We start from the raw sequence: 22,371 nt of genomic DNA on the forward strand, positions 1-22,371 counted from the left end.
TTCTCTGGCGCGTAAACATTCGCCACTGGTATTTCATGGTTTTACGGCGGTTTGGTGCGGATCTTTAGGGGCGGAACGATATATTTTCCTTTGAACAGGCGTTATTGTGTGAGAGCGTGGAGGACATGATATCGTCCGACGCTGAACTCATGGAAAAGAGCCTGATTGCGGGGGCCAACGCAGGGGTAGAGCTGCGATTTGCCCTGTTCGACAAATTTTTTGCGGCTTGGCCCGAACGGCGTTCCGATTTTCTGAACCTTGATGCTGCGTCCCGGCGCATGACCGATGAAACGCTGGAAATGATGATGGGATTGGCGAGGGGCGAGGAACAATGGGTCTGGCCACTGGTTGCCGAACTGGCCTTCACCCACCGCAATTTCGGGCAATTACCGTGGGTTGAATATGAAAGCTGGATCGCTTTGACCATTGAAACGGTCGCAGAAGCGGCCGGCACGGACTGGAATAGCGAAACCGAAGCAGCGTGGATCCGTCAAGGGGACCGGTTGAAGGCATTCATCGCAGAAGCGCGCACCGGGTGGGATGACGTCATGCCGGGCCATGTCGCTGGCCGCATTTCACCCCGTTGATACGAAACTGTCCATCACCCGTTTACGCCCGGCAGTTTCAAAGTCGATTTCCAGCTTGTTGCCCTCAATTTCCGCGATGCTGCCATAGCCGAATTTTTCGTGGAAAACGCGCATTCCGATTGAAAGGTCGCTGCGGCCTTTATTGCCTAAACTTACCGCGCTCTTTGTATTTTCGGCGATGCGCTGTGGTCTGGGGTTAAATCCACCGCTGGTCGCGGCCCGTTGCCAGCCGGGGCCGCGTGCATTGCTGCGTCCCTGATTGGCGGCGGCGAGATGGGCAAAGGGGTCGGATTGTTCGGACCAGTTTGCCCGCCACAGCGATGCTCCGCCCGTCATCGTCTGTTCGGCCTCGATATGATCTAGCGGCAATTCTTCGATGAAGCGACTTGGAATGCTTGACGTCCATTGGCCATAGATGCGGCGGTTGGCGGCGTGGATGATGGTGCATTTGCGCCGCGCACGGGTAATCGCGACATAGGCGAGGCGACGTTCTTCCTCCAGTGAGGCGAGGCCGCCTTCATCCAGGGCACGCTGCGACGGGAAAATGCCGTCTTCCCATCCTACAAGAAATATATTATTATATTCCAATCCTTTGGCGGCATGAATTGTCATGATGGTGACGCTGGCGCCTGTGTCGCCCCGGTCATTGTCCATGACCAGACTGACATGTTCCAGAAACTCGCCCAATGTTTCATATTCTTCCATCGCGCGCGCAAGTTCGTTCAGGTTTTCGAGCCGTCCCGATGCCTCAACACTGCGTTCGGCCTGTAACACAGCGGTATAGCCGCTTTCGTCCAAGATCAGCCGCGTCAGATCAGCAGGCGTCATGCGCGACGCCTCGTCCCGCCAGCGGGCGATGTCGACGACAAGGTCGGCAAGCGACTTGCGCGCTTTGCCGGAAAGTTCGTCGGTACCCACCAACCGGGCGGCGGCAACGCTGAGCGGGGCTTGGTCGGCGCGGGCAAGGATGTGGATCTTTTCCACAGCCTTATCCCCAATGCCGCGTTTTGGGACATTGACGATGCGTTCAAAGGCGAGGTCATCGGCGGGTTGGTTGACAATCCGCAAATAGGCAATCGCATCGCGGATTTCGGCCCGTTCGTAAAAACGAAAACCACCGATTATCCGATAGTTAAGGCCGATTTGTATGAAGCGGTCTTCAAATTCGCGGGTCTGATGCTGGGCGCGGACGAGGATGGCGATACTGTCAAGGCTTTCCCCCTTATATTGCAGGCTCTCGATTTCTTCACCGACACGCCGTGCTTCTTCAGGACCATCCCACACGCCGATGATACGGACCTTTTCGCCTTCATCCAGCTCGGTCCACAAGGTCTTGCCCAGACGCGCGCTGTTGGCGTCGATCAGGCCGCTGGCGGCGGCCAGGATATGGGGTGTGCTGCGGTAATTTTGTTCCAGCTTGATGATCTTCGCGCCCGGAAAATCCTTTTCAAAGCGCAGGATATTGGCAACTTCCGCCCCGCGCCAGGAATAGATGCTTTGGTCGTCATCGCCCACGCAGCAGATATTCTTCCGCTTTTGCGCGAGCAGACGCAGCCAGAGATATTGGACGGCGTTGGTGTCCTGATATTCGTCGACCAGGATATATTTGAACTGCGCCTGATATTTTTCAAGAATATCGCGATTGTTCTTGAGCAGGTTCAAACCGTGCAGCAGCAAATCCCCAAAGTCGCAGGCATTTAGGGCCAGAAGCCGCGCCTGATACAGCGCGTACATCCGCTGTCCCTTACCATTGGCAAAAGCTTCATTGTCGGCTGCATCGAGGTCCGATGGCGATTTTCCGGCGTTTTTCCACTTGTCGAGCAAGGCCGCAAGGCCGCGGGCAGGGAAGCGCTTTTCATCAAGGTCTTCGGACTGGATCAACTGCTTCAACAGGCGGATCTGGTCGTCGGTGTCGATGATGGTGAAATTGCTTTGCAAGCCGATAATCTCGGCATGGCGGCGGAGGAGTTTGGCGCCGATGCTGTGGAACGTCCCCAGCCACGGCATGCCCTCAACCGCTTCGCCCACCATCGCACCGATCCGTTCACGCATTTCGCGCGCGGCCTTGTTGGTGAAGGTGACCGCCAATATTTCCGATGGCCATGCAAGCCGCATATACAATATCTGCGCCATACGTGCAGTCAGGGCGGCCGTCTTGCCAGTGCCAGCGCCCGCCAACAGAAGCACTGGCCCTTCGGTGGTCAACACGGCCTCACGCTGCGGCGGATTCAGGCCGTGCAACCACGGCGGATCATTTTGTAAACTTGCTTCGGGCATCAGCGAACAGTTAGGGAACGGAACGCCTCGGTGCAAGCTTTGCAAACACCCGTCCGTCGATTGCGACCAAACCCAACCCAATCAACGCCGCACCGATCACTTCTTTTGTCGCAAATGACTCCCCAAGTGCAAGGACGCCAAGGATGATTGCGACAACGGGCTGGATAAAGGCAACAAGCATCGCATTGGATGCGCCTGCGCGGTCGATCAGCCGGAAATAGAGGAAATAAGCAAAAGCCGTTGATGGAATGGCAAGACCAAATGCGCCGACCCATGCATCCCAACGGGCGAAGGGCAGGGTCCATGGCTGGTCAATTATCAGCATGAACGGCAGGATGAGGATCGCCGCGGTGAATACCTGACCTGTTGCAACGACAATCGGCGTCATCGTGGATTGTGATAAGGTGCGCCCGTAAATTGCGGCGACGGCGTAGAGGACGGTCGCAAAAAGACAGGCGATTTGCGCCAGAACATCGCTCGTCATGCCTTTGAGCGCGCCGGTTCCAACCATCACGATGATACCCGCTAAACCTAATAACACGCCTACGATCCGCGACGGTGTGGCCTTTTCATGCTGTGTGAACATATGGGCGAGCACTACGCCCCAAAGCGGCGTAGTCGCATTCAATATCGATCCAAGACCCGTACTGATATGGGATTGTCCCCAGAAAAACAGCATGAAAGGAAAGGCCGCATTCAGCCCGCCCAACACAAATAGCTGTCCCCAGCTTCGGCGGTCGGTCGGCAGTTTCTGCCCCAGATAGGCCAACGCGATCAACATCGGGGGCACCGCAAGCGCCATCCGCAAAAAAGCGAGGGTCGTCGGCGGAAAACTCCGTAATCCCAGCGAAATCATGAAAAAGGCCCCGCCCCAGATGAGCGACAGCAGCATGATAATGCCCCAATCGCCACCTGAAATTCTAGGGTTGGTCATAAAATTTCATCCGGTCGAAGCAATGTCAGGCGCGCCTTGCCGACGTCACGAACCGTATCGATCACAAAGCCTTTGACATCAATGGTCTCCTTGGTGTCTGTCTCGATACTGATCCATGCAGACGGCGCGAACCAGCGCAACCGCGCCAGTTTGTCGAGTGCCACAGATCCCGCGCCGCTCGCATATGGCGCGTCCATGAAGACAAGATCAAAAGGCTTTATGGCCGAACCCAGTGAAAGCACTGAGCCGCGACGAATGTCGGACTGCGCCTTGGCCGCAAGCTTGTCGATATTGGTTTCCAGCGCCTTCAGTGCGTTGGCATCCTGCTCGACAAAAGTGCAATGCGCCGCGCCGCGCGACAATGCCTCCAGCCCCAATGCGCCTGACCCGGCAAACAGGTCCAGTACAGCCAATTCCTCAAAGGAACCCAGGCGACTGTTCAGCATGGAAAACAGCGTTTCGCGGGTGCGATCCGCCGTCGGTCGGGTCGTATCCCCCTTGGGCGCCACTAAAGGCCGCGACCGCCATTGGCCGGCAATGATCCTCATAACTCCCCACCCGCTTGCGGGAGGGGCAGGGGGAGGGTGAGGGTGCGCGAGAGGTGGTGAGGTGCGTGACCCTCCCCTAACCCCTCCCGCAAGCGGGTGGGGGACTTCATTTCAATGTCTTTCGAAACTCGATCAGGTCCACCCTACGCACCTCTCCGACGCTTCCGGGGGCCATGTCACCCAACACAAATTGTCCATATCGGGTGCGGATCAGGCGGCTGACCTCAAGGCCGAGATGTTCCAAAACGCGCCGTACTTCGCGGTTTTTGCCCTCTGTCAAGGTCATTTCGATCCAGCCATTGCGTCCCGTCCGTCGTTCCAGATTGGCGTCGATCTGGCCATAGCGAACGCCTTCGATCTCGATGCCATGGATCAACTCTTCCAACTGCTCCTGCGTGACATCGCCAAAGCAGCGTGCACGATAGGTGCGTTCGATTCCGGTGGAGGGTAATTCCATCTGCCGTTTGAATTCGCCATCATTGGTCAGCAACAACAAGCCTTCGGTATTCAGGTCGAGCCGTCCAATCGGCATCAGACGCGGCAAATCCTTGGGCAAAATATCATAGATGGTTTTGCGCCCGCTAAAATCGCGTTCAGCCGTCAAACATCCTTCGGGCTTGTGGAACAGATAGAGCTGCGTCGGTGCCGGTTGTCCCACAGCCTTGCCATCCACCGCAACGCCATGCAGCGATTTCAGCACCGTTGCGGGCGTTTCGACCTTCTCGCCATTCAGGGTGATCCGTCCATCGGCGATCATCCGTTCAATCTCCCGCCGAGAGGCAACACCGGCGCGGGCGAGCAATTTCGCGATGCGTTCCTCGCCATCAACACGTTCCAATGCACCCTTGGACGGGGCAGCATCGGGCCGTGCTTTACGCACGGGCTTTGTGTCCCAGCGAAGGCGGGGTGGTTTGGCGGGGCGCGCGGGCGCTCTGGTCGGTGGTTTGGCCATGATTGCGCCTTTGACGCATTGCGATTGAAAAGTCACGTCACTGTTAAAGTCACTTCATTGTTAAAGTCACTGGCCATTCAGGAAAATGACGTTAGTCATTCAGACAAAGAATATCGGAGGGGTCCGGATGTCGGTCGATTTAGCACGCTTTTTCATTTTTATCGCGATCCTTGCATCTTTGCCAGTGATCGCGTTGCTCGTTCCCGCATTCCGTCCCTATCTCCGTAAAAATCCGGTCATCACCTTTCTTCTGGGAATATCGAGCGGTTTCCCGCTCACCCTGCTGGTCGCCACCATGACATTCTGGTTGGCAAAAGTCGGCATTGATACCGCGACGATTGGTTTCGCGGTGGCATTGGGCATTCCGTACACGATCAAGTTTCTTTGGGCGCCTTTGGTCGACAAATTGCGTTTGCCATTTTTGACGAAAGCCTTCGGCCAGCGTCGCAGTTGGCTGTTTTTCGTGCAGGCGTTGCTGTTCTTTTCGATATGGCAATTGGGGGCAAGCAACCCGCAACCGGGCAACATGACGCTGTTCGCAATCTGGGCGCTGATTACAGCGTTCCTCTCCGCGACGCAGGATATCGTCATCGATGCCTATCGCATCGAGATATTAGAAGAAGACGAATTTGCCCACGGAACGGCAACCAACCAATTCGGATATCGCACTGGCAATCTGATTGCGGGGGCAGGCACGATCTATTTCGCTTCCCAAGAAGGATTAGGCCTTGGGTGGGCCACTGCCTACGGATTGACCGCTTTCTGTATCATTCCAGCCATTGTCGGTGCGCTTTGGGCGGGTCCGGGCAAATTTGTGGACCGGTTCGCGCATGTGTCCGGCATGAAGCCTGGCCAGTGGTTAACCGAAGCGGTGGTTAATCCGTTCCGCGAATTTCTGACACGGCACGGTGCCTTCATCATATTGGGCTTTGTGCTGGTCTACAAAGTGGGCGATGCCATGGGGCAAGCGATGCTTAGTCCGATGATCGTCGATCTTGGCTTTTCCGATCTGGATTATATTTCCGCGAACAAGCTCTGGGGCTTTGGCGCACTGATTGTTGGTTCTGCCTTAGGCGCACCCTTTATATTGTGGCTTGGCATGGGCCGGGCGCTTCTGATTTCGGGCTTGATGATGATGTTTTCGAACGTCATGTTCATGATATTGGCGGCTTCCGGCAACAATTACTGGATGATGGTTGCCGCGATTTGCACCGAAAATATGACCAGCGGCATAGGCTTGACCGTGTTCACAACCTATTTGTCGGGGCTATCCAGCATTGCTTACACCGCTACGCAATTCGCCTTGCTATCTTCATTTGCGGGTGTTGGTCGCACTTTCATGGCCGGACCTGCGGGCATTGTCGCCGAAAAGGTGGGTTGGGTCGGTTTCTGGGGCTTTACTGTGGTGGCAGCTATTCCGGGAATGATACTGCTATGGGTCCTGTGGAGTAAAGGCTATGTTGTACAGAGTATTCATCAGGTGGAGGCAGTCGACGAGAAGGCACTGAAAGAACCGGTGGGACCTGCCCGCATCTTTGGCTTTGTCCTCGTTGTCGTAGGTCTAATTGGCCTCCTCTTGTCGCAACCCTTGGAACTCGCGAATAGCATAACAGCTATTTTTGCAGCGGTCTTGGCGTTGGGTGGCTTGCTGGCTTGGAAGGGACAGGGAAAGCTCTCAGGTTCGCAAGTTTCGTAATCCTCGAAACAAAGAGATGGTCACCCTGAACTGGTTCCATGGTCCATTTTGCCTCTCTACGTCTGACCTGCGTGGCACGGTTTCGTTTGTATATGCCGAAACCCAGACCCACATTTTGTCATTCCCGCGCAGGCGGGAATCCATGGCGTGACTTTTCGGTTGGAATGGTTCGCGCAAAGACGCGAAGACGCCAAGGGGTTGCTTTGTGCCTTCGCGTCTTTGCGCGAACAATAGGCGTTGTTAGGTGGCAAGGGCAGCCCATGGATCCCCGCCTTCGCGGGATGACAATGTCGGGCGCTTTGGTGACCAAGTCATGAAAACCTACCCGCAAGTTCAGGGTGACGGTATGGAGACAAGTTCAATCCGGGATTTGCTCATTTGCGCGCAAAACTTCGCCCGCAAGATAGAGCGAACCGCAGATCAGCACATCGCCGCTTGGCTCTGTTGCTGTGATCCGGTCCAAAGCCTCGGACACGGTCGCGACTGGGTATGTATTCAATACGCCCATATCGTCCTGGACCAACCGGCATAGATCCTTAGCGTCATGATGCTCATGTCCGGGGATGGGCACAGCATGTAGCGATGCGATCTTATCGGCGAACGGCTCTAGGAAACCAACGGCATCCTTGTTCGCGAGCATGCCGAGAATGACATGCACCGAAGGGCCGTCGGTTAGCAACTTTGCAATAGCTACGCCGGCATCAGGGTTATGGCCTCCATCTAGCCATAATGTGCGGCCTTTTGGCAATTTGGCCTTCAACGGACCCTCCGCCAACATTTGCATCCGCGCGGGCCAACGGGTCCGTTCCATGGCAGCAGACAAAGCTGCCTCGGGGATGGCGAGTGCGGATTGGTGACGGAGCATCGCAACGGCAAGGGCCGCATTATCCGCTTGGTGTGCACCGGACATGCGGGGCAAAGGGAGGGTGAGTTTCCCCTTTTCATCACGGTAGTGCAGGCGCCCTTCATAGACCGCGGCGTCCCAATCCGTCCCGCGCGCGAGCAGTTTGGCACTCGTCCGTCGGGCGGTTGCGGTGATGGTATCAACCATCGATGCCGCGTATTTCTGAATGAGCAGGGGGGACCCGGCTTTCGCAATGCCTGCTTTTTCAAAGGCAATACGGTCGAGCGGTGCGTCTGGCGTGCCGGCCTCGGGCGCAAGCAGAAATGCTTCATGGTCGATGCCAAGCGACGCAATTCCACAAGCGACCGGGCTTGCAAGAACATTGGTGGCGTCAAGCCGTCCACCCAAACCGACTTCAACGATGCAGGCGTCTGCGGGCGTGCGGGCAAAGGCAAGGAAGGCAACGGCGGTGGTGACTTCGAAAAAGCTCGCCTGCAATCCCTCGGCATGGTCGAGCACTTCGGCAAGGAGCGAGGCAAGCATTCCATCGTCAATCAGCTTCCCCGCGACGCGAATACGTTCGTTGAAGCGGACCAGATGCGGGCTGGAATAGACATGAACTGTCATTCCGGCGGCCTCAATCGCACTGCGGAGGAAGGCACAGGTCGACCCCTTCCCGTTGGTACCTGCGACGTGAAATGTCGGCGGCAACTGGTGATGCGGATTGCCAAGCCTGTCGAGCAAGGCGGTAATGCGCTCCAACCCCAGCACATCCCGTCCGGGGGACAGCATGGTCAGCCGATCAAGTTGCGCCTGAACGGCGGGGTGGGTGGAGTGGGCGTGGTCGGGCATGCGACTAATTGGACCAAATTAAGAGGGCGTCACCCTGAACTTGTTTCAGGGTCCATTTTCCGGTCGCGACCGACGTCTTTACTTGCACGATGGATCCTGAAACAAGTTCAGGATGACGGGGAGTAGAAAACAACGTTCTTGCCTCAAGCCGCCTTCTTCTCGGGCGCCAGATAACCGATCAACTGTGACAGCACCCCGCGCAAATCGTGGCGGTGGGTGACCATGTCGATCATGCCATGTTCGAGCAGATATTCCGCACGCTGGAAGCCTTCGGGCAGTTTTTCGCGGATCGTCTGTTCGATCACCCGCTGCCCTGCAAAGCCGATAAGCGCACCCGGCTCCGCGATTTGTACGTCGCCCAGCATGGCATAGGAAGCCGTTACACCGCCTGTGGTCGGATCGGTCAGCACGACAATATAAGGCAGGCCCGCATCGTGGAGCATCTGGATCGCCACAGTTGAGCGCGGCATCTGCATCAGGGACAAAATCCCCTCCTGCATCCGCGCGCCACCAGCGGCAGTGAAAATGATGTAGGGGCATTTGGCGCGGATTGCGGCCTTGACCGCATCGACAAAGGCTTCACCCACGGCCATGCCCATCGACCCGCCCATGAAGGCGAAATCCTGCACGCTGACGACGGCGGTCTGGCCGTTGATTTCGCCTTTGGCGCTGATCATCGCGTCCTGCTCCCCGGTGGCGAGGCGGGCGGCTTTTATGCGGTCGGTGTATTTTTTGGTATCTTTGAACTTCAAAGGATCTTCGCCGACAATGGGTGGCTTGAGAACATCATAGCTGTCGTCATCGAACAGCGCAGCGAAACGCTCAGCCGGTCCGATGCGGCCATGATGTCCACATTTTGGGCATACCGACTGGTTCTCCTCAAATTCCTTGAGGAAAATCATGGCATTGCAGCCCTTGCACTTGTGCCAGAGCGTTTCGGCCGTTTCGCGCTTGGCGATGAAGGGGATGGCGTTGCGGACGCGGGTGACCCAGTTCATATTCAGGCCTTTCTGGCTGCGACGATTGCGTGTTTCAGGGATGCCACATAATCGCGCAGGGCACCAGCGGCATTGCTGCCATGCTCCGCCACCAGTTCCACAAGAGCAGACCCGACCACCACGCCATCGGCGACGCGGGCGATGTTGGCGGCTTGCTGAGGCGTGCGGACGCCGAAGCCGACGGCGACGGGCAGGTCGGTATAGGCTTTCAAGCGGGCAACCGCCTCATCAATGCTGGTCTGGGCCGCCTGTTGCAGGCCTGTTATCCCCGCCACGCTGACATAATAGAGAAAGCCGGAGGCACCATCGAGTACCGCTGGCAAACGTGCCTTGTCAGTGGTTGGCGTGGCCAGACGGATCAGGTCGATCCCGGCCGAACGCAACAATGGTCCGAGTTCGGGGTCTTCCTCCGGCGGGATGTCGACGCATATTACGCCGTCGACGCCTGCCTTGTTGCATTCGGACGCAAACCATTCCCCGCCCCGGATCGTCATCGGGTTGGCATAGCCCATGAGGACAAGCGGCGTATCAGGGTGGCGCGCGCGGAAGGCTGCGGCAATTGCGAAAATATCGGCGGTGGTGGTGCCAGCGTTAAGGCTGCGGATATTCGCCTCCTGAATGACAGGGCCGTCAGCCATCGGGTCGGTAAACGGCATCCCCAATTCAATCACATCCGCGCCACCGGCGACAAGCGCGTCGAGATTGGCCGCTGTGTCGCCATCGCCTGCGGTAATGAAGGTGACGAGCGCGGAGTGTGATTTGGAAAAGGCGGCAGAAAGGCGGGTCATGTGCACCCCTTTCCGTCATGCTGAACTTGTTTCAGCATCTTAGTTTTCTGCGGCTTGCGAAAGTAAGACCCTGAAACAAGTTCAGGGTGACAGGCGCGGGGATTGCTCATATCACCGTCCCCAAAGCCTCGGCCACGGTGAAGATATCCTTGTCCCCACGGCCACACAGGTTCGCCAAGATGATCTGGTCGCGGTCCATTTTCCTTGCCTCGCGCTCCACCGCCGCAATGGCGTGGGCGGGTTCGAGGGCGGGGATGATGCCTTCGGTGCGGCACAGCAACTGGAATGCGCTGAGCGCTTCGACATCAGTCACGCTGTCGTACCGCACGCGGCCAATTTCCTTCAGCCAGCTATGTTCCGGCCCGATGCCAGGATAATCAAGCCCCGCCGAAATGGAATGCGCTTCGGCAATCTGGCCGTCTTCGTCTTGCAGCAGATAGGTCTTGTTACCATGCAAGATACCGGGGCGCCCGCCAGCCAGACTTGCGGCATGTTCTTTTTCCAGACCATGACCTGCGGCTTCGATGCCCAACATCGCGACATCCTTGTCGTCGAGGAAAGGATGGAACAGACCGATGGCGTTCGACCCACCGCCGATGGCGGCGACGAGCATGTCGGGCAAGCGACCCGTCCGGCTCAACATCTGGGCGCGGGCTTCCTTGCCGATGACGCTTTGAAAATCGCGGACCAGTTCGGGATAGGGATGCGGACCGGCGGCGGTGCCTATGATATAAAACGTGTCGTGGACATTGGCGACCCAATCACGCAGGCCTTCGTTCATGGCGTCTTTGAGCGTGCCCGCGCCGCTGGTTACGGGGATAACCTCTGCACCAAGTAAGCGCATACGAAATACATTGGGCTGCTGCCGTTCGATATCTTTCGCGCCCATATAAATGAAGCAGGGCAGGCCAAAGCGCGCGCACACGGTGGCTGTTGCAACGCCATGCTGTCCCGCGCCGGTTTCGGCGATGATGCGCGTCTTGCCCATCCGTATGGCGAGCAAAATCTGGCCGATGCAATTGTTGATCTTGTGTGCGCCGGTATGGTTCAGTTCATCACGCTTGAACCAGATCTGCGCGCCTTTGCCTTCTGGCGCGGTCTTGCGGACTTCGTCGGTCAGCCGCTCGGCATAATAAAGCGGGGAAGGGCGTCCGACATAATGCTCCAGCAAATCGTCAAACTGCGCCTGAAACGCCGGGTCGGTTTTGGCGAGCCGGTAATGCCGTTCGAGATCGAGCACGAGCGGCATCAGTGTTTCGGCCACATATCGTCCGCCAAACTGGCCAAAATGGCCACGCTCGTCGGGCTGGTTGCGGAAAGAGTTCGGGGTGGGTTCAGCTGTTGTCATAATCGCGCACCGCTTTGCAGAACTCGGCAATCTTGTCCATATCCTTGATGCCGGGTGCAGATTCTACGCCCGACGATGTGTCTACCATCGGTGCGTGCGTCTGGCGCAACGCGTCCGCCACATTCGTCGGGGTCAACCCGCCTGCCAGACCCCACGGTAATTCATGGCGGTGATCGGCAAGGAGCGACCAGTCAAACCGCATCCCAGTGCCGCCGGGCAATGCCTGCGCCGGGGCATCGAACAGCAACAGGTCCGCCGCACCGACAAAACGCGCGCTATTTTTAAGCGTTTCTGCGTCTTTTACGCCAAGCGCTTTCCAGATTTCGGCCGATGTCGCGCCTTTCAACAGGCGAAGCCATTGGTGCGTTTCGGTGCCATGAAACTGCACCACATCGGGCTTCACAATTTCAAGTGCTTTGGCCGTATAACCGGGTTCGGCATTGACGAGCAGCAGAACGACCTTCACATGCGCTGGCGTCCGCATGCGTAAGGCCGCTGCCTGTTCAAGGTCCACATAACGCGGACTTGGTTCGTAATTGTTCAGCCCAATATGCGTCGCGCCACTTTTTGCCGCAGCAACGATTTCAGCTTCGGTCTTCAGGCCGCAAATTTTGATCTGGGTTGGCATGGCAACCCCAAACCACATTTGTCATTCCTGCGAAAGCGGGAATCCATGGTCTGATATTTTTTACATGAGACGATTTGGTTTGCACAAAGGCACGAAGCAACTTCTTTGTGCCTTCGTGTCTTTGTGCGAACAATTCCAACCAAAAAGTCAGGCCATGGATTCCCGCCTGCACGGGGATGACAATATTGCTAGGTAAGGCGTTAAGCGGGATTCTGCTTCAGCCATTGCATTTCAAAACGATCAAGACACTGGCCGTCCACATCAACGCTTTCCTTCTTTACGATTTCAAAACCCATCGCGGAAAATGCCGGTTGAGCCATCAGGCTGGCATGAACAAGAATCTTTGAATGACCCTGCGACAGGGCCAATTTGAAGATCATAGCATATAATATTCGAAATATCCCGGTGCCCTGAAACGGGGGCCGGATGAACGCAAAATCAAGATATCCGTCTTGTTTCAGGCTCATCAAACCAACAATCGCAGCGTCATTTTCTGCAATAGCTATCGACTGTTCTGCCAAATGCTTATGCCATTCAGGACCAGATCGCGGCACTTCCATCCAAGCGCGACGCTGGGCTTCGTTGTAAAGGCTGGGACCGTTTCTGACGGCATCAAAGATGACTTCGCCCAAAACATCATAATCGGTTGAATTGGCCCAACGGTAATTTGCAATCATTCCACTAAAGCGTCCCGACGATAGCCCGTGCTGCATCGTCAGGGCTCTCCGCCTTGGTAATCGGACGGCCTATCACAAGGACGCTTGCGCCGTCGTCGCGGGCTTGCCGCGGGGTGACCGTGCGTTTCTGGTCGCCGCTTTGGCCACCTTCGGGACGCAGGCCGGGAACGACGAAAAAGCCGTCTTTCCAAAGCTTTTTGACTGCTTTTACCTCATGACCGGAACAGACGATACCATCCAGCCCAGCGTCCTTTGCCAATGCCGCAAGTCGGGCGACTTGCGCGTCGGGGCTGTCGGGAACCCCGATACGGCTAAGGTCATGGTCATCAAGGCTGGTCAGCACGGTCACCGCAACGACCTTTGTATGCGCCCCTGCGGCCGCCTTGGCATCTTCCATCATCGCCCGTCCACCGGCGGCGTGGATGGTGACAATAGCCGGTTCAAGCGCATGGATCGCCTGCATAGCCTTGGCAACCGTATTGGGAATGTCATGCAATTTCAGGTCAAGGAAGATCGGCAAGCCCAGTTTCTGCACTTCATGCACACCATGATGGCCATTGGCACAAAAAAATTCGAGGCCCAGTTTTACGCCGCCGACATGATGTTTGATCCGCTTCACCAGTTCCAGCGCATTGTCGAGATAAGGCGTGTCGATGGCCACATAGAGCGGGTTTGTCATGCGGCATCTCCCGAAGTGTAGCCAGGTTTGGGCCCGGCAGGTGGCGGAGGAGGCGGGAAGGTAGCGGTCCGCTGGCTGCTCTCCAACGTCAAAATCCGCCGTTTCATGCGCCACATCATGGTGCGGTGGATGGAATAAAGCGGCAAGAAACCGATCAAAAGTGCGGCAATGACGAGCGCCGGCAATTTAGTATCCAACCGCATGCCGCCCCACAGGCTGATCGAGACAGGCACCCAATTGTTCGTTGCGAACACAATCAGGCCGACAATCACGGTCACCCAGATCAGTGTTTTCAAAAATCGCATGGGGGGGTGGCTCCTTTTTCCATACCTTATGGGATGTTTGTCGGCTTGGGTAGGGGGAAGAATTGATTATTGCTCCAGCCCGATCAAAATATCCAACCCGTCACCCTGAACTTGTTTCAGGGTCTATTTAACAGCCCACCCCTTGCTTGTCTTGGCAAGCCAAACGATGCCGCACGGCTACGCTACCTTTCACGTTATGGGTAACTTTGCCCGATGGACCCTGAAACAAGTTCAGGGTGACGGTGGGTGGTTGTGTGAAGTTATTGCGTAGCGGCGCAGTTACCAATCAATAACTTACCCAAAAACCCGGTCAAAAATCGTATGCACATGTTTGAAATGATAATCAAGATTGAACCGGTCTTCTATTTCCTCCGCGCTCATCTTGGCAGCAACATCGGGATCGGCTTTTAGCAGTTCCAAAAGTGACAGCGCCCCATCCGACTCCCATACTTTCATCGCGTTGCGTTGTACGATGGTATAGCTGTCTTCACGGCTGATGCCGGCCTGCGTAAGGGCAAGCAAAACCCGCTGCGAATGAACAAGGCCGCCCATGCGGTCGAGATTCTTTTGCATACGGGCGGGATAAACCAGCAGTTTCTCTACAACTCCGGTCAAACGGCCCAGCGCAAAATCGAGCGTGATCGTTGCGTCGGGGCCGATGTAGCGTTCGACCGAGGAATGGGAAATATCACGCTCATGCCACAGCGCGACATTTTCCATCGCCGGGGTCACCGCGCTGCGGACCATGCGGGCAAGTCCGGTCAGATTTTCGGTCAGGATCGGGTTGCGCTTGTGCGGCATCGCCGAACTGCCTTTTTGGCCCGGCGAGAAATATTCTTCCGCCTCCAACACTTCGGTGCGTTGCAGATGACGGATTTCTATGGCGAGCCGTTCAATCGACGATGCAATGACACCCAAAATCGCAAAAAACATGGCGTGCCGGTCGCGTGGGATGACCTGTGTTGAAACGGGCTCAACCGAAAGACCCAGCTTCGCGGCCACATGCGCCTCAACCTTGGGGTCGATATTGGCAAATGTTCCAACCGCCCCCGAAATCGCACACGTCGCAATCTCGGCCCGGGCCGCGACAAGACGTTCGCGTCCGCGCGCAAATTCCGCATAGGCCTGCGCCAGTTTCAACCCAAAGGTCACCGGTTCTGCATGTATGCCATGGCTACGACCGATGGTGGGCGTGAATTTATGCTCCATCGCCCGGGTTTTCAGGGCCGCAAGCAACGCATCCATATCTGCGAGCAGAAGGTCGGTTGCCTGCGTTAACTGCACAGCGAGGCAGGTATCCAGCACGTCGGATGATGTCATACCCTGATGCATGAAGCGGGCTTCGTCGCCGACCTGTTCGGCCACCCATGTCAAAAACGCTATGACGTCATGCTTCGTGACTGCTTCAATGGCGTCAATTGCAGCAACGTCGATGGCAGGGTTGGTTGCCCACCACGTCCAAAGGGCCTCGGCAGCCGATTTTGGTACGACACCCAGTTCCGCAAGTGCGTCGGTTGCATGCGCCTCGATTTCAAACCAGATGCGGAACCGGTTCTCCGGCTCCCAGATTTTGGTCATGGCGGGGCGGGAATAACGAGGGATCATGGGCGCAGCTTTCAGCAGAATATAAGAGTCGCCGCCCCGTTAGCAGAGCAGGCCTTTGATAACAAATCTGTGGATTGCTGAATTCGCCACTTTGCGCGATGCCTAACCGCCGCTATCGGGGCTGCAATGTCCGATACAGTTGATACATTGCCAGAAGATCCGTTCGACGCCATCGTCGATGCGCCCTTTGATGCGGCCTTATCCGAACGTTATCTGATTTACGCGATGTCGACGATCACCGCGCGGTCCTTGCCGGATTTGCGTGATGGCCTGAAACCGGTACACCGACGGCTGTTGTGGGCGATGCGGTTGCTTAAGCTTGATCCGTCGCAGGGGTACAAAAAATGCGCCCGTGTTGTGGGCGATGTCATCGGTAAATATCACCCCCATGGGGACCAGTCGGTCTATGATGCGATGGTGCGCCTCGCCCAGACATTTTCGCTCCGCTATCCGCTGGTCGACGGGCAGGGAAATTTCGGGAATATCGACGGCGATAATGCGGCGGCTTACCGATATACCGAGGCCCGCCTGACCAAGACCGCCATCGAGTTGATGAACGGTCTGGATGAGAATGCCTCCGATTTCCGGCCGACTTATAATGGCGAGGATGAAGAGCCTGAGGTGATGCCCGGGCTTTTCCCCAATTTGCTCGCTAATGGTGCCAGCGGCATTGCCGTGGGTATGGCGACCAGCATCCCTTCGCACAATGTCGCGGAAATCATTGATGCGGCGACGCTGTTGATTGACGAGCCTTCTGCATCGCATGAACAGATAATGGGGATCGTCCAGGGTCCCGATTTTGCGACGGGTGGCCTTTTGGTCGACAGCAAAGACGTGATCAGCGCCGCCTATGCCAGCGGTCGCGGTGCGATGCGCGTCCGGGCGCGCTTTTCAACCGGGCGTGACGAGGCGGGGAACTGGGAACAAAGCGGTGTTGAAAAACAGTCGGGCGGTACGTGGCAACTTGTGGTGTCGGAAATTCCCTATCAGGTGCAAAAGGGCAAGTTGATTGAGCAGATCGCCCAACTGATTGCCGACAAGAAACTGCCGATATTGGAAGACATTCGCGACGAAAGTGACGAACTCATCCGCATCGTGCTGGTGCCTAAAAGCCGTAATGTTGACCCCGATGACCTGAAAAACGCTCTGTTCCGCCTGACGGATCTGGAAACGCGCTTTTCGCTCAATCTCAACGTGCTGGATGCCGAGCGTACTCCGCGCGTCATGGGCATCGGTGAGGTGCTGCGGCACTGGCTCCACCATCAACTGGAAGTCTTGGTACGCCGTTCACAGCACCGGCTCGACAAGATCGATGCCCGTCTGGAACTGCTCGAAGGCTATATCATCGCCTTCCTCAATCTGGACCGGATTATCGAGATCATCCGTACCGAGGATGAACCCAAGCCGGTGATGATGGAAGAATTCCAGCTCAACGACCGGCAGGCAGAGGCGATCTTAAACATGCGCCTGCGGTCGCTGCGCCGGCTTGAGGAAATGGAGCTGCGCCGCGAACTTGGCGAATTGCAGGCGGAACGCGAAGAATTGGTGAAGTTGATCGAAAGCCCTGCGCGGCAAAAGACCCGGCTGAAGAAGGATCTGGCGGCGTTACGCAAAAGCTATGCCGAGGATACCGAATTGGGCCGACGTCGCACGTCGTTGGAAGAAGCCGGACAGGCGCGGGAAATTTCGCTCGAAGCCTTTGTCGAACGTGAACCGGTGACGGTCATCATGTCGAAACGGGGCTGGATCAAGGCCATGAAGGGCCATGCGGACCTGTCGGCGAAGGCGGATTACAAGTTCAAGGAAGGTGACAGCCTGGCCTTCGCATTCCACACGCAGACGACGGACAAAATCCTGATTGCGACGGCAAATGGTCGTTTCTACACATTGGGTGCGGACAAATTGCCCGGTGCGCGTGGTTTTGGCGAACCGGTCGGGTCGATGGTGGACATCGAAGCGGGCAATGACATTGTTTCCGTCTTTCCCGCCACAGCCAATGGACGGATGTTGCTCGCGGCCTCCACGGGCAAGGGCTTCATTGCGAAGATGGCGGATGTCATAGCCGAAACCCGCAAAGGGCGCGGCGTGGTGACATTGAAACCCGGTGCGCGGCTAAAGGTTGTGCGCCCTGCACCGCCCGAAACGCAAGATGAGGCCTTGTTGAAGGACCAATATCTCGCAGTCGTTGGCGATAACCGCAAGCTAGTCGTCTTCCCGCTGAGCGAGGTGCCAGAAATGTCCAAGGGGCAGGGCGTAACGCTCCAACGCTATAAGGATGGCGGACTTGCCGATGCGATGTGCTTCCTTTTGAGCGAGGGCTTGAGCTGGGCAATGGGTGGTGACAGTGGTCGCACCCGGACAGAAAATGACATGTCGCTGTGGCGCGTGGCGCGCGGAGCCGCTGGTCGGCTTCCTCCACAAGGATTTCCGCGCAATAACCGGTTTGACTAACAACAGAACGTCGAAAAATTAACCAAATATCCACCAAAACATAAGAGACACTTTTTTACGTCTTCTTCTTATGAACTGGTGAAATGAAGCATATTATCCGCAGCGATATTGCCGAGTTATCCCCTTTCAGCGCAAAGCTGACGAAGGGTGCGCCGCCAAATCTGGTCGATCCACGCCTGGAATTTGGCTGGCTGGCCTCACTTCCAATTGCCGGTGCGATTTTTCGGTTGCAGGATGATCGGGTGGAATATGTTCTAAGCAACCCAAAATTCGATGATTTGGCGCTCGGTTTTGAACGGGAAGCCGGACTTGACCTTGGAACATTGGCCGACCGCGCATTCACCATGATCGAGGGTGGCAGGGAAACGCATTTCGAATGCTGGCAATCACCTGACCCTGTCAACAAGCGGGAATTGGAAATCAGCATCGCACGGTTCGGTGCGGAGGGAACCATGATCCTGCTGTCGATGGTCGACCGCACGGCAGAGGCAACCAGCCGCCTTAATCTCCGTCGCGAAATGCTGAGCGACAGCCTCACCGGTTTTTGCAACCGGACCGGATTTGAAGAAGAAATCGAAGGAAGGATTGAAGCGCTATCCGAAAATGGGTCGGACCTGGCCTATGCGATCATCTTGATCGATCTTGCCCGATTCAGCCGGATCAATGAATCCGCAGGCGCGATGGTGGGTGACGAACTTATCATCACCGTCGCCCGCCGATTAAATTCGCGGACGCGCAGCAATGAAATTTTGTGCAGGCTGGGCGGCAATGAATTTGCCCTGTTCGTGCAGTTGGGCGATGATTGTTCGGATGTGCGGCGGATCGCAAACCGGCTGATGGATGCCTTTGCAACGCCGTGCCAGCTGTCCAGTCTTGAAATACAGGTGGATTGCGCCGCTGCTGCTGCGATTGGCAGCGTGGGCAGCGATGATCCGATGGACACGCTGCGCCACGCGCAGATTGCCTTGAAAAAGGCGAAACACACCAAGGCATTCGAACTTTATACCCCGGGCACCGTCGATACGGCCCGTCGCAGATTTAGCATGGAAACCGATTTGCGCCGGGCGTTGCAAATGGGCGAACTTGAACTGCATTATCAACCGTTGGTCGATCTCGATACAGGCTCGCTCAGCGGTTTCGAGGCCCTTGCGCGCTGGCATCATCCCGACCTTGGGGCCATTTCCCCTGTTGATTTCATCCCGGTGGCTGAAGAAAGTGGCCTGATTGTTCCCTTGGGACGGTGGGCGTTGGAAGAAGCGGCCAAGACCATCGCATTATGGGATTCCCGCCTGAGCGGCGATCAGGATTTTCGAATATCGGTCAATATGTCCGCGGTGCAAATTCAACGTGACGATGTCGTCGAAGCTGTATCAGCGGCGTTGCGCGGGGCGAAGATACCAGGCAACCGCCTGACGTTGGAACTGACCGAAAGTGCGTTCATCAACGATCCGATCGGGGCGAAGTTATTGCTCGACAATTTGAAGGCTCTCGACACCAATTTGGCGATGGATGATTTTGGAACAGGCTACTCCAATCTCGCTTATTTGCAGCAATTGCCGATCGATGTGCTGAAAATCGACCGCAGTTTCGTATCCGAAATGATGGTCAACAAGGACAAGCGTGCGATTGTCCGCACTGTGCTGTCGCTGGCCCGCGCGCTGGGCATGAAAACCACCGCCGAAGGCATAGAAAGCAGCGAAATTTCTGAGGTTCTGCGGCGCTTGGGTTGCTCGGTTGGTCAGGGCTATTATTTCGCCCGGCCAATGACGGGTGAGGCGGCCTACGCCTTTTTGGATGCGGACAGAAGCGTTCCGACAAGCTGACGCGCGATTTCCATCTGCCGGGCGCGCGGGGGGAAATCTTCGGAAATCCATGATGTTTCTACGGTGTGAAGGGCCTTGCCGACAACGGTGCCAGCTGGCAGCCCGAGTGCAATTAAATCTCCGCCCTTCAATTCGAATTCAGGCACAGAATTTGTACCCAGCTTTGCCATGCAGTCGCGCAGAATTTCCCCGTCGGCATAAAGCATCGCCGCGTCGGTCGCGCAGTCCATTCCGCTGCGATAGGCGATTTCCCTGATATTCCGAACCGACGGATCAGGGGTGCTTACCCGCTTGGCCAAATTGTCACGCAATTTATTGGACAGCTTCAACCGGGCGGCAACGCGGTCCACAACAATTGCGTCGCGTGGTAACAGGGTGAGCAGGCGTGCGGACAGCGAGATTTTTTGATGATGTGCGACTTCACGCGCATATAGCTGTTCCAAATGCGCCGCCGCGCGATCCTTTAATTCGGGCAGGAACGGCGCGAATATGCCATTATCGATCATCAATTCCACCGCCAATACCGGGTTGGAAAGTGCCATCAATCGCGTTAATTCCTGGGCAATCCGTTCACGCGACAGGGCCGTCAATCCATGAACGCCTTTTGCACAGGCGCGCAATGCCCGCGTATCAATGGCACCATGGCCAAAACGGGCAAGGAACCGGAAATATCTTAATATCCTAAGGAAATCTTCAGCGATCCGCTGATCCGCATCGCCGATAAAGCGAACGGTTCCCGCTGCCAGATCCGATTGCCCGTCAAAATAGTCAAAAACCTCTCCACTGTAGGGGTCTGCATATAGTGCATTGATGGTAAAATCACGCCGCGATGCATCTTCGCGCCAGTCAGTTGAAAAGGCGACGGTGGCACGCCTACCGTCGGTCGCAACATCGCGGCGTAGCGTTGTGATTTCATAATTTCGGCCATCCACAACCGCCGTGACGGTACCATGATCAATGCCGGTCGGTACCGCTTTGATACGCGCCGATTCCAGCCGGTCGATGACTGCTGTCGGGATAAATGGTGTCGCCAGATCAACATCGGTCACGTCGACACCGATCAACGTGTCACGAACGGCACCGCCAACAATGCGGGGGCCGCCCACATCGTCGCGCAACGCATCGACTACTCGGCGCAGGCTGTCGGCACGAAACCAGGCGGCGTTTGATATCTGCGATGTCATGTCAGGCGACGGACCAGATTTGCGATAATCCCGGCCGTAACCCCCCATATTCGCCGGTTCTGCCATTGCATATCATAATAGGTCCGCACTTGCCCGTTCCACATCGTTTCTTTCTTTGTGGCATTGGCCGGGTCAAGCAGGAAAGACAAAGGAACTTCAAACCAGTCTTCAACCTCATCAGGGTTCGCCAAAAGCGGAAGATCGGGCGGAATGATGCCGACAACAGGGGCAATGCGATATCCGCTGCCCGAATAATAGGTGTCGGCGACGCCGATGACGTTCACAACTGCCGGATCGATATTCAGCTCCTCATGCGCCTCACGCAATGCGGCGGAGACTGCATCGGCGTCGGTGGCGTCAATTTTGCCACCGGGAAAAGCGACTTGCCCGGCATGGCTGCGTAGCCAGTCGGGTCTTTGGGTCAGAATGACGCCGGGTTCTGGGCGCTCTGTTATCGGTATCAAGATAGCAGCGGGGCGATGGCTGTCTTGTCCAAGGTCACGCTCATCTTCAATCGCGATGCTGCGTGATGGATCAAGGGCCCCGCCGATATGGTCAATCCAGTTCATGACATCACACCAATGGGAAATGCTGATCCATCGCTCCAGACCTGGGGCATGGTTGAGCTGTCAATCCCCCCCATTTCGTTCAGCGCAATTTCGACCAGTTCATAAAAAACCGGTCGGGCGATTTTTGCCCATAGTCCGGCCCTGACATGCAGATATGGAATCTCATCACGCATCTCGATCATGTTTTCCGGACCGGCCAAAACCAGATCATCGCTGTTCAAACGAAATGCGAGTGAACGGCTTTGCCCTTCACCCTCGCTTTGCATTTCGACTGCCAAAAATGGGGCGTCATCGACCATGATCGACAATTTTTGGTGCGGTGTGACCAACCAGTAAGCGCCGTCGGCTTCGCGGCGCAACAGGCTGGAAAAGGCGCGCACCATCGCGGGCCGCCGGATTTCTCCACCCTGATGAAACCATTTGCCATCGGATGCTATTCGCATGTCGCTTTCGCCGATATTCGTCGGTTGCCAGCTTTCCACCGCCGGCAATTTCCGTGCGGCGACCAGTTCGGCAACTTCGGCAAGGGTCAACATGGCCAGATCTGGCACTTCATAAGGCATAGAAAATCGATAAGGCCAAAGGACGCAGCCGTCAAACCGGGCCGTGAATTTATCACCATCATC

20 protein-coding genes are annotated in these 22,371 nt (G+C 56.4%); 4 read left to right on the forward strand and 16 right to left on the reverse strand.

What is annotated here, in order from left to right; translation table 11 throughout:
* Positions 1 to 125 precede the first annotated feature (125 nt).
* A complete protein-coding gene (locus EUU23_RS03755) occupies positions 126 to 587 on the forward strand; it encodes a globin family protein (RefSeq protein ID WP_160352759.1) in 462 nt (153 codons plus the stop codon).
* Here EUU23_RS03755 and EUU23_RS03760 read toward each other — a convergent pair.
* The 4 genes from EUU23_RS03760 to EUU23_RS03775 form a co-directional block, all read right to left on the reverse strand.
* On the reverse strand, positions 576 to 2,864 hold the full coding sequence (locus tag EUU23_RS03760; RefSeq protein WP_160352760.1) for an ATP-dependent helicase: 2,289 nt from the start codon (positions 2,862 to 2,864) through the stop codon (positions 576 to 578). The genes EUU23_RS03755 and EUU23_RS03760 overlap by 12 nt on opposite strands.
* Positions 2,865 to 2,874: 10 nt before the next feature.
* Positions 2,875 to 3,798 carry a DMT family transporter gene (locus EUU23_RS03765; RefSeq protein ID WP_160352761.1) on the reverse strand — a complete coding sequence of 308 codons (924 nt, stop codon included), beginning with the start codon at positions 3,796 to 3,798 and terminating at the stop codon, positions 2,875 to 2,877.
* Positions 3,795 to 4,346, reverse strand: a complete 552-nt coding sequence (rsmD, locus tag EUU23_RS03770) for a 16S rRNA (guanine(966)-N(2))-methyltransferase RsmD (RefSeq protein ID WP_160352762.1) — start codon at positions 4,344 to 4,346, stop codon at positions 3,795 to 3,797. Before rsmD ends, EUU23_RS03765 begins: the two co-directional genes overlap by 4 nt.
* A gap of 106 nt (positions 4,347 to 4,452) precedes the next feature.
* Positions 4,453 to 5,298 (reverse strand): pseudouridine synthase, encoded by an 846-nt coding sequence (locus tag EUU23_RS03775; protein ID WP_160352763.1) that lies wholly within the window; start codon positions 5,296 to 5,298, stop codon positions 4,453 to 4,455.
* A 127-nt stretch (positions 5,299 to 5,425) separates the two neighbouring features.
* On the opposite strand from EUU23_RS03775, the gene EUU23_RS03780 reads away from it, so the two are divergent.
* The gene (locus EUU23_RS03780) at positions 5,426 to 6,994 is read left to right on the forward strand and encodes an AmpG family muropeptide MFS transporter (RefSeq protein WP_160352764.1); all 1,569 of its coding nucleotides are present in this window, start codon (positions 5,426 to 5,428) and stop codon (positions 6,992 to 6,994) included.
* A 358-nt stretch (positions 6,995 to 7,352) separates the two neighbouring features.
* Here EUU23_RS03780 and EUU23_RS03785 read toward each other — a convergent pair whose 3' ends face one another.
* From EUU23_RS03785 to purB, 9 genes are all read right to left on the reverse strand, one after another.
* Positions 7,353 to 8,690 carry a bifunctional folylpolyglutamate synthase/dihydrofolate synthase gene (locus EUU23_RS03785; protein WP_160352765.1) on the reverse strand — a complete coding sequence of 446 codons (1,338 nt, stop codon included), beginning with the start codon at positions 8,688 to 8,690 and terminating at the stop codon, positions 7,353 to 7,355.
* Positions 8,691 to 8,833: 143 nt separating this feature from the next.
* Entirely contained in the window at positions 8,834 to 9,688 is an 855-nt protein-coding gene (accD, locus tag EUU23_RS03790; protein ID WP_160352766.1) for an acetyl-CoA carboxylase, carboxyltransferase subunit beta, read from the reverse strand.
* Positions 9,689 to 9,690: 2 nt separating this feature from the next.
* The gene (gene trpA, locus EUU23_RS03795; protein WP_160352767.1) at positions 9,691 to 10,476 is read right to left on the reverse strand and encodes a tryptophan synthase subunit alpha; all 786 of its coding nucleotides are present in this window, start codon (positions 10,474 to 10,476) and stop codon (positions 9,691 to 9,693) included.
* Positions 10,477 to 10,582: 106 nt separating this feature from the next.
* Entirely contained in the window at positions 10,583 to 11,824 is a 1,242-nt protein-coding gene (trpB, locus tag EUU23_RS03800) for a tryptophan synthase subunit beta (protein WP_160352768.1), read from the reverse strand.
* Entirely contained in the window at positions 11,811 to 12,452 is a 642-nt protein-coding gene (locus EUU23_RS03805; RefSeq protein ID WP_160352769.1) for a phosphoribosylanthranilate isomerase, read from the reverse strand. The genes trpB and EUU23_RS03805 overlap by 14 nt, the downstream gene beginning before the upstream one ends.
* 200 nt (positions 12,453 to 12,652) lie before the next feature.
* On the reverse strand, positions 12,653 to 13,129 hold the full coding sequence (locus EUU23_RS03810) for a GNAT family N-acetyltransferase (RefSeq protein WP_160352770.1): 477 nt from the start codon (positions 13,127 to 13,129) through the stop codon (positions 12,653 to 12,655).
* Positions 13,130 to 13,133: 4 nt separating this feature from the next.
* Positions 13,134 to 13,808: an orotidine-5'-phosphate decarboxylase gene (pyrF, locus tag EUU23_RS03815; protein WP_160352771.1), complete on the reverse strand. Its 675-nt coding sequence runs from the start codon at positions 13,806 to 13,808 to the stop codon at positions 13,134 to 13,136.
* Positions 13,805 to 14,113 (reverse strand): hypothetical protein, encoded by a 309-nt coding sequence (locus tag EUU23_RS03820; protein ID WP_160352772.1) that lies wholly within the window; start codon positions 14,111 to 14,113, stop codon positions 13,805 to 13,807. The genes pyrF and EUU23_RS03820 overlap by 4 nt, the downstream gene beginning before the upstream one ends.
* Before the next feature lie 294 nt (positions 14,114 to 14,407).
* Positions 14,408 to 15,718 carry an adenylosuccinate lyase gene (purB, locus tag EUU23_RS03825; RefSeq protein WP_160352773.1) on the reverse strand — a complete coding sequence of 437 codons (1,311 nt, stop codon included), beginning with the start codon at positions 15,716 to 15,718 and terminating at the stop codon, positions 14,408 to 14,410.
* Positions 15,719 to 15,844: 126 nt separating this feature from the next.
* On the opposite strand from purB, the gene parC reads away from it, so the two are divergent.
* A complete protein-coding gene (gene parC / locus EUU23_RS03830) occupies positions 15,845 to 18,169 on the forward strand; it encodes a DNA topoisomerase IV subunit A (RefSeq protein WP_160352774.1) in 2,325 nt (774 codons plus the stop codon).
* Positions 18,170 to 18,252: 83 nt separating this feature from the next.
* On the forward strand, positions 18,253 to 19,992 hold the full coding sequence (locus tag EUU23_RS03835; protein WP_246156073.1) for a putative bifunctional diguanylate cyclase/phosphodiesterase: 1,740 nt from the start codon (positions 18,253 to 18,255) through the stop codon (positions 19,990 to 19,992).
* Here EUU23_RS03835 and EUU23_RS03840 read toward each other — a convergent pair.
* The 3 genes from EUU23_RS03840 to EUU23_RS03850 are packed head-to-tail and all read right to left on the reverse strand — an operon-like array spanning position 19,950 to position 22,308.
* Positions 19,950 to 21,176, reverse strand: a complete 1,227-nt coding sequence (locus tag EUU23_RS03840; RefSeq protein ID WP_160352775.1) for a CCA tRNA nucleotidyltransferase — start codon at positions 21,174 to 21,176, stop codon at positions 19,950 to 19,952. The two genes, EUU23_RS03835 and EUU23_RS03840, sit on opposite strands and share 43 nt — an antisense overlap.
* Complete coding sequence (locus tag EUU23_RS03845; protein WP_160352776.1) at positions 21,173 to 21,745, reverse strand: CoA pyrophosphatase; 573 nt, start codon at positions 21,743 to 21,745, stop codon at positions 21,173 to 21,175. Before EUU23_RS03845 ends, EUU23_RS03840 begins: the two co-directional genes overlap by 4 nt.
* A complete protein-coding gene (locus EUU23_RS03850) occupies positions 21,742 to 22,308 on the reverse strand; it encodes a DUF1285 domain-containing protein (RefSeq protein WP_160352777.1) in 567 nt (188 codons plus the stop codon). Before EUU23_RS03850 ends, EUU23_RS03845 begins: the two co-directional genes overlap by 4 nt.
* Positions 22,309 to 22,371 lie beyond the last annotated feature (63 nt).

The organism is Sphingorhabdus profundilacus (assembly GCF_009769755.1).
GTDB lineage: Bacteria > Pseudomonadota > Alphaproteobacteria > Sphingomonadales > Sphingomonadaceae > Sphingorhabdus_B > Sphingorhabdus_B profundilacus.

What these genes read in the sequence shown, in the direction of transcription:
- EUU23_RS03785 (WP_160352765.1), bottom strand. Translation starts at nt 8,690, where the DNA reads ATGCCCGACCACGCCCACTCCACCCACCCCGCCGTTCAGGCGCAACTT.
- trpB (WP_160352768.1), bottom strand. Translation starts at nt 11,824, where the DNA reads ATGACAACAGCTGAACCCACCCCGAACTCTTTCCGCAACCAGCCCGAC.
- EUU23_RS03775 (WP_160352763.1), bottom strand. Translation starts at nt 5,298, where the DNA reads ATGGCCAAACCACCGACCAGAGCGCCCGCGCGCCCCGCCAAACCACCC.
- accD (WP_160352766.1), bottom strand. Translation starts at nt 9,688, where the DNA reads ATGAACTGGGTCACCCGCGTCCGCAACGCCATCCCCTTCATCGCCAAG.
- EUU23_RS03805 (WP_160352769.1), bottom strand. Translation starts at nt 12,452, where the DNA reads ATGCCAACCCAGATCAAAATTTGCGGCCTGAAGACCGAAGCTGAAATC.
- EUU23_RS03835 (WP_246156073.1), top strand. Translation starts at nt 18,253, where the DNA reads ATGAAGCATATTATCCGCAGCGATATTGCCGAGTTATCCCCTTTCAGC.
- parC (WP_160352774.1), top strand. Translation starts at nt 15,845, where the DNA reads ATGTCCGATACAGTTGATACATTGCCAGAAGATCCGTTCGACGCCATC.
- rsmD (WP_160352762.1), bottom strand. Translation starts at nt 4,346, where the DNA reads ATGAGGATCATTGCCGGCCAATGGCGGTCGCGGCCTTTAGTGGCGCCC.
- purB (WP_160352773.1), bottom strand. Translation starts at nt 15,718, where the DNA reads ATGATCCCTCGTTATTCCCGCCCCGCCATGACCAAAATCTGGGAGCCG.
- EUU23_RS03840 (WP_160352775.1), bottom strand. Translation starts at nt 21,176, where the DNA reads ATGACATCGCAGATATCAAACGCCGCCTGGTTTCGTGCCGACAGCCTG.
- trpA (WP_160352767.1), bottom strand. Translation starts at nt 10,476, where the DNA reads ATGACCCGCCTTTCTGCCGCCTTTTCCAAATCACACTCCGCGCTCGTC.
- EUU23_RS03810 (WP_160352770.1), bottom strand. Translation starts at nt 13,129, where the DNA reads ATGATTGCAAATTACCGTTGGGCCAATTCAACCGATTATGATGTTTTG.
- EUU23_RS03845 (WP_160352776.1), bottom strand. Translation starts at nt 21,745, where the DNA reads ATGAACTGGATTGACCATATCGGCGGGGCCCTTGATCCATCACGCAGC.
- EUU23_RS03820 (WP_160352772.1), bottom strand. Translation starts at nt 14,113, where the DNA reads ATGCGATTTTTGAAAACACTGATCTGGGTGACCGTGATTGTCGGCCTG.
- EUU23_RS03760 (WP_160352760.1), bottom strand. Translation starts at nt 2,864, where the DNA reads ATGCCCGAAGCAAGTTTACAAAATGATCCGCCGTGGTTGCACGGCCTG.
- pyrF (WP_160352771.1), bottom strand. Translation starts at nt 13,808, where the DNA reads ATGACAAACCCGCTCTATGTGGCCATCGACACGCCTTATCTCGACAAT.
- EUU23_RS03765 (WP_160352761.1), bottom strand. Translation starts at nt 3,798, where the DNA reads ATGACCAACCCTAGAATTTCAGGTGGCGATTGGGGCATTATCATGCTG.
- EUU23_RS03780 (WP_160352764.1), top strand. Translation starts at nt 5,426, where the DNA reads ATGTCGGTCGATTTAGCACGCTTTTTCATTTTTATCGCGATCCTTGCA.
- EUU23_RS03755 (WP_160352759.1), top strand. Translation starts at nt 126, where the DNA reads ATGATATCGTCCGACGCTGAACTCATGGAAAAGAGCCTGATTGCGGGG.
- EUU23_RS03850 (WP_160352777.1), bottom strand. Translation starts at nt 22,308, where the DNA reads ATGCCTTATGAAGTGCCAGATCTGGCCATGTTGACCCTTGCCGAAGTT.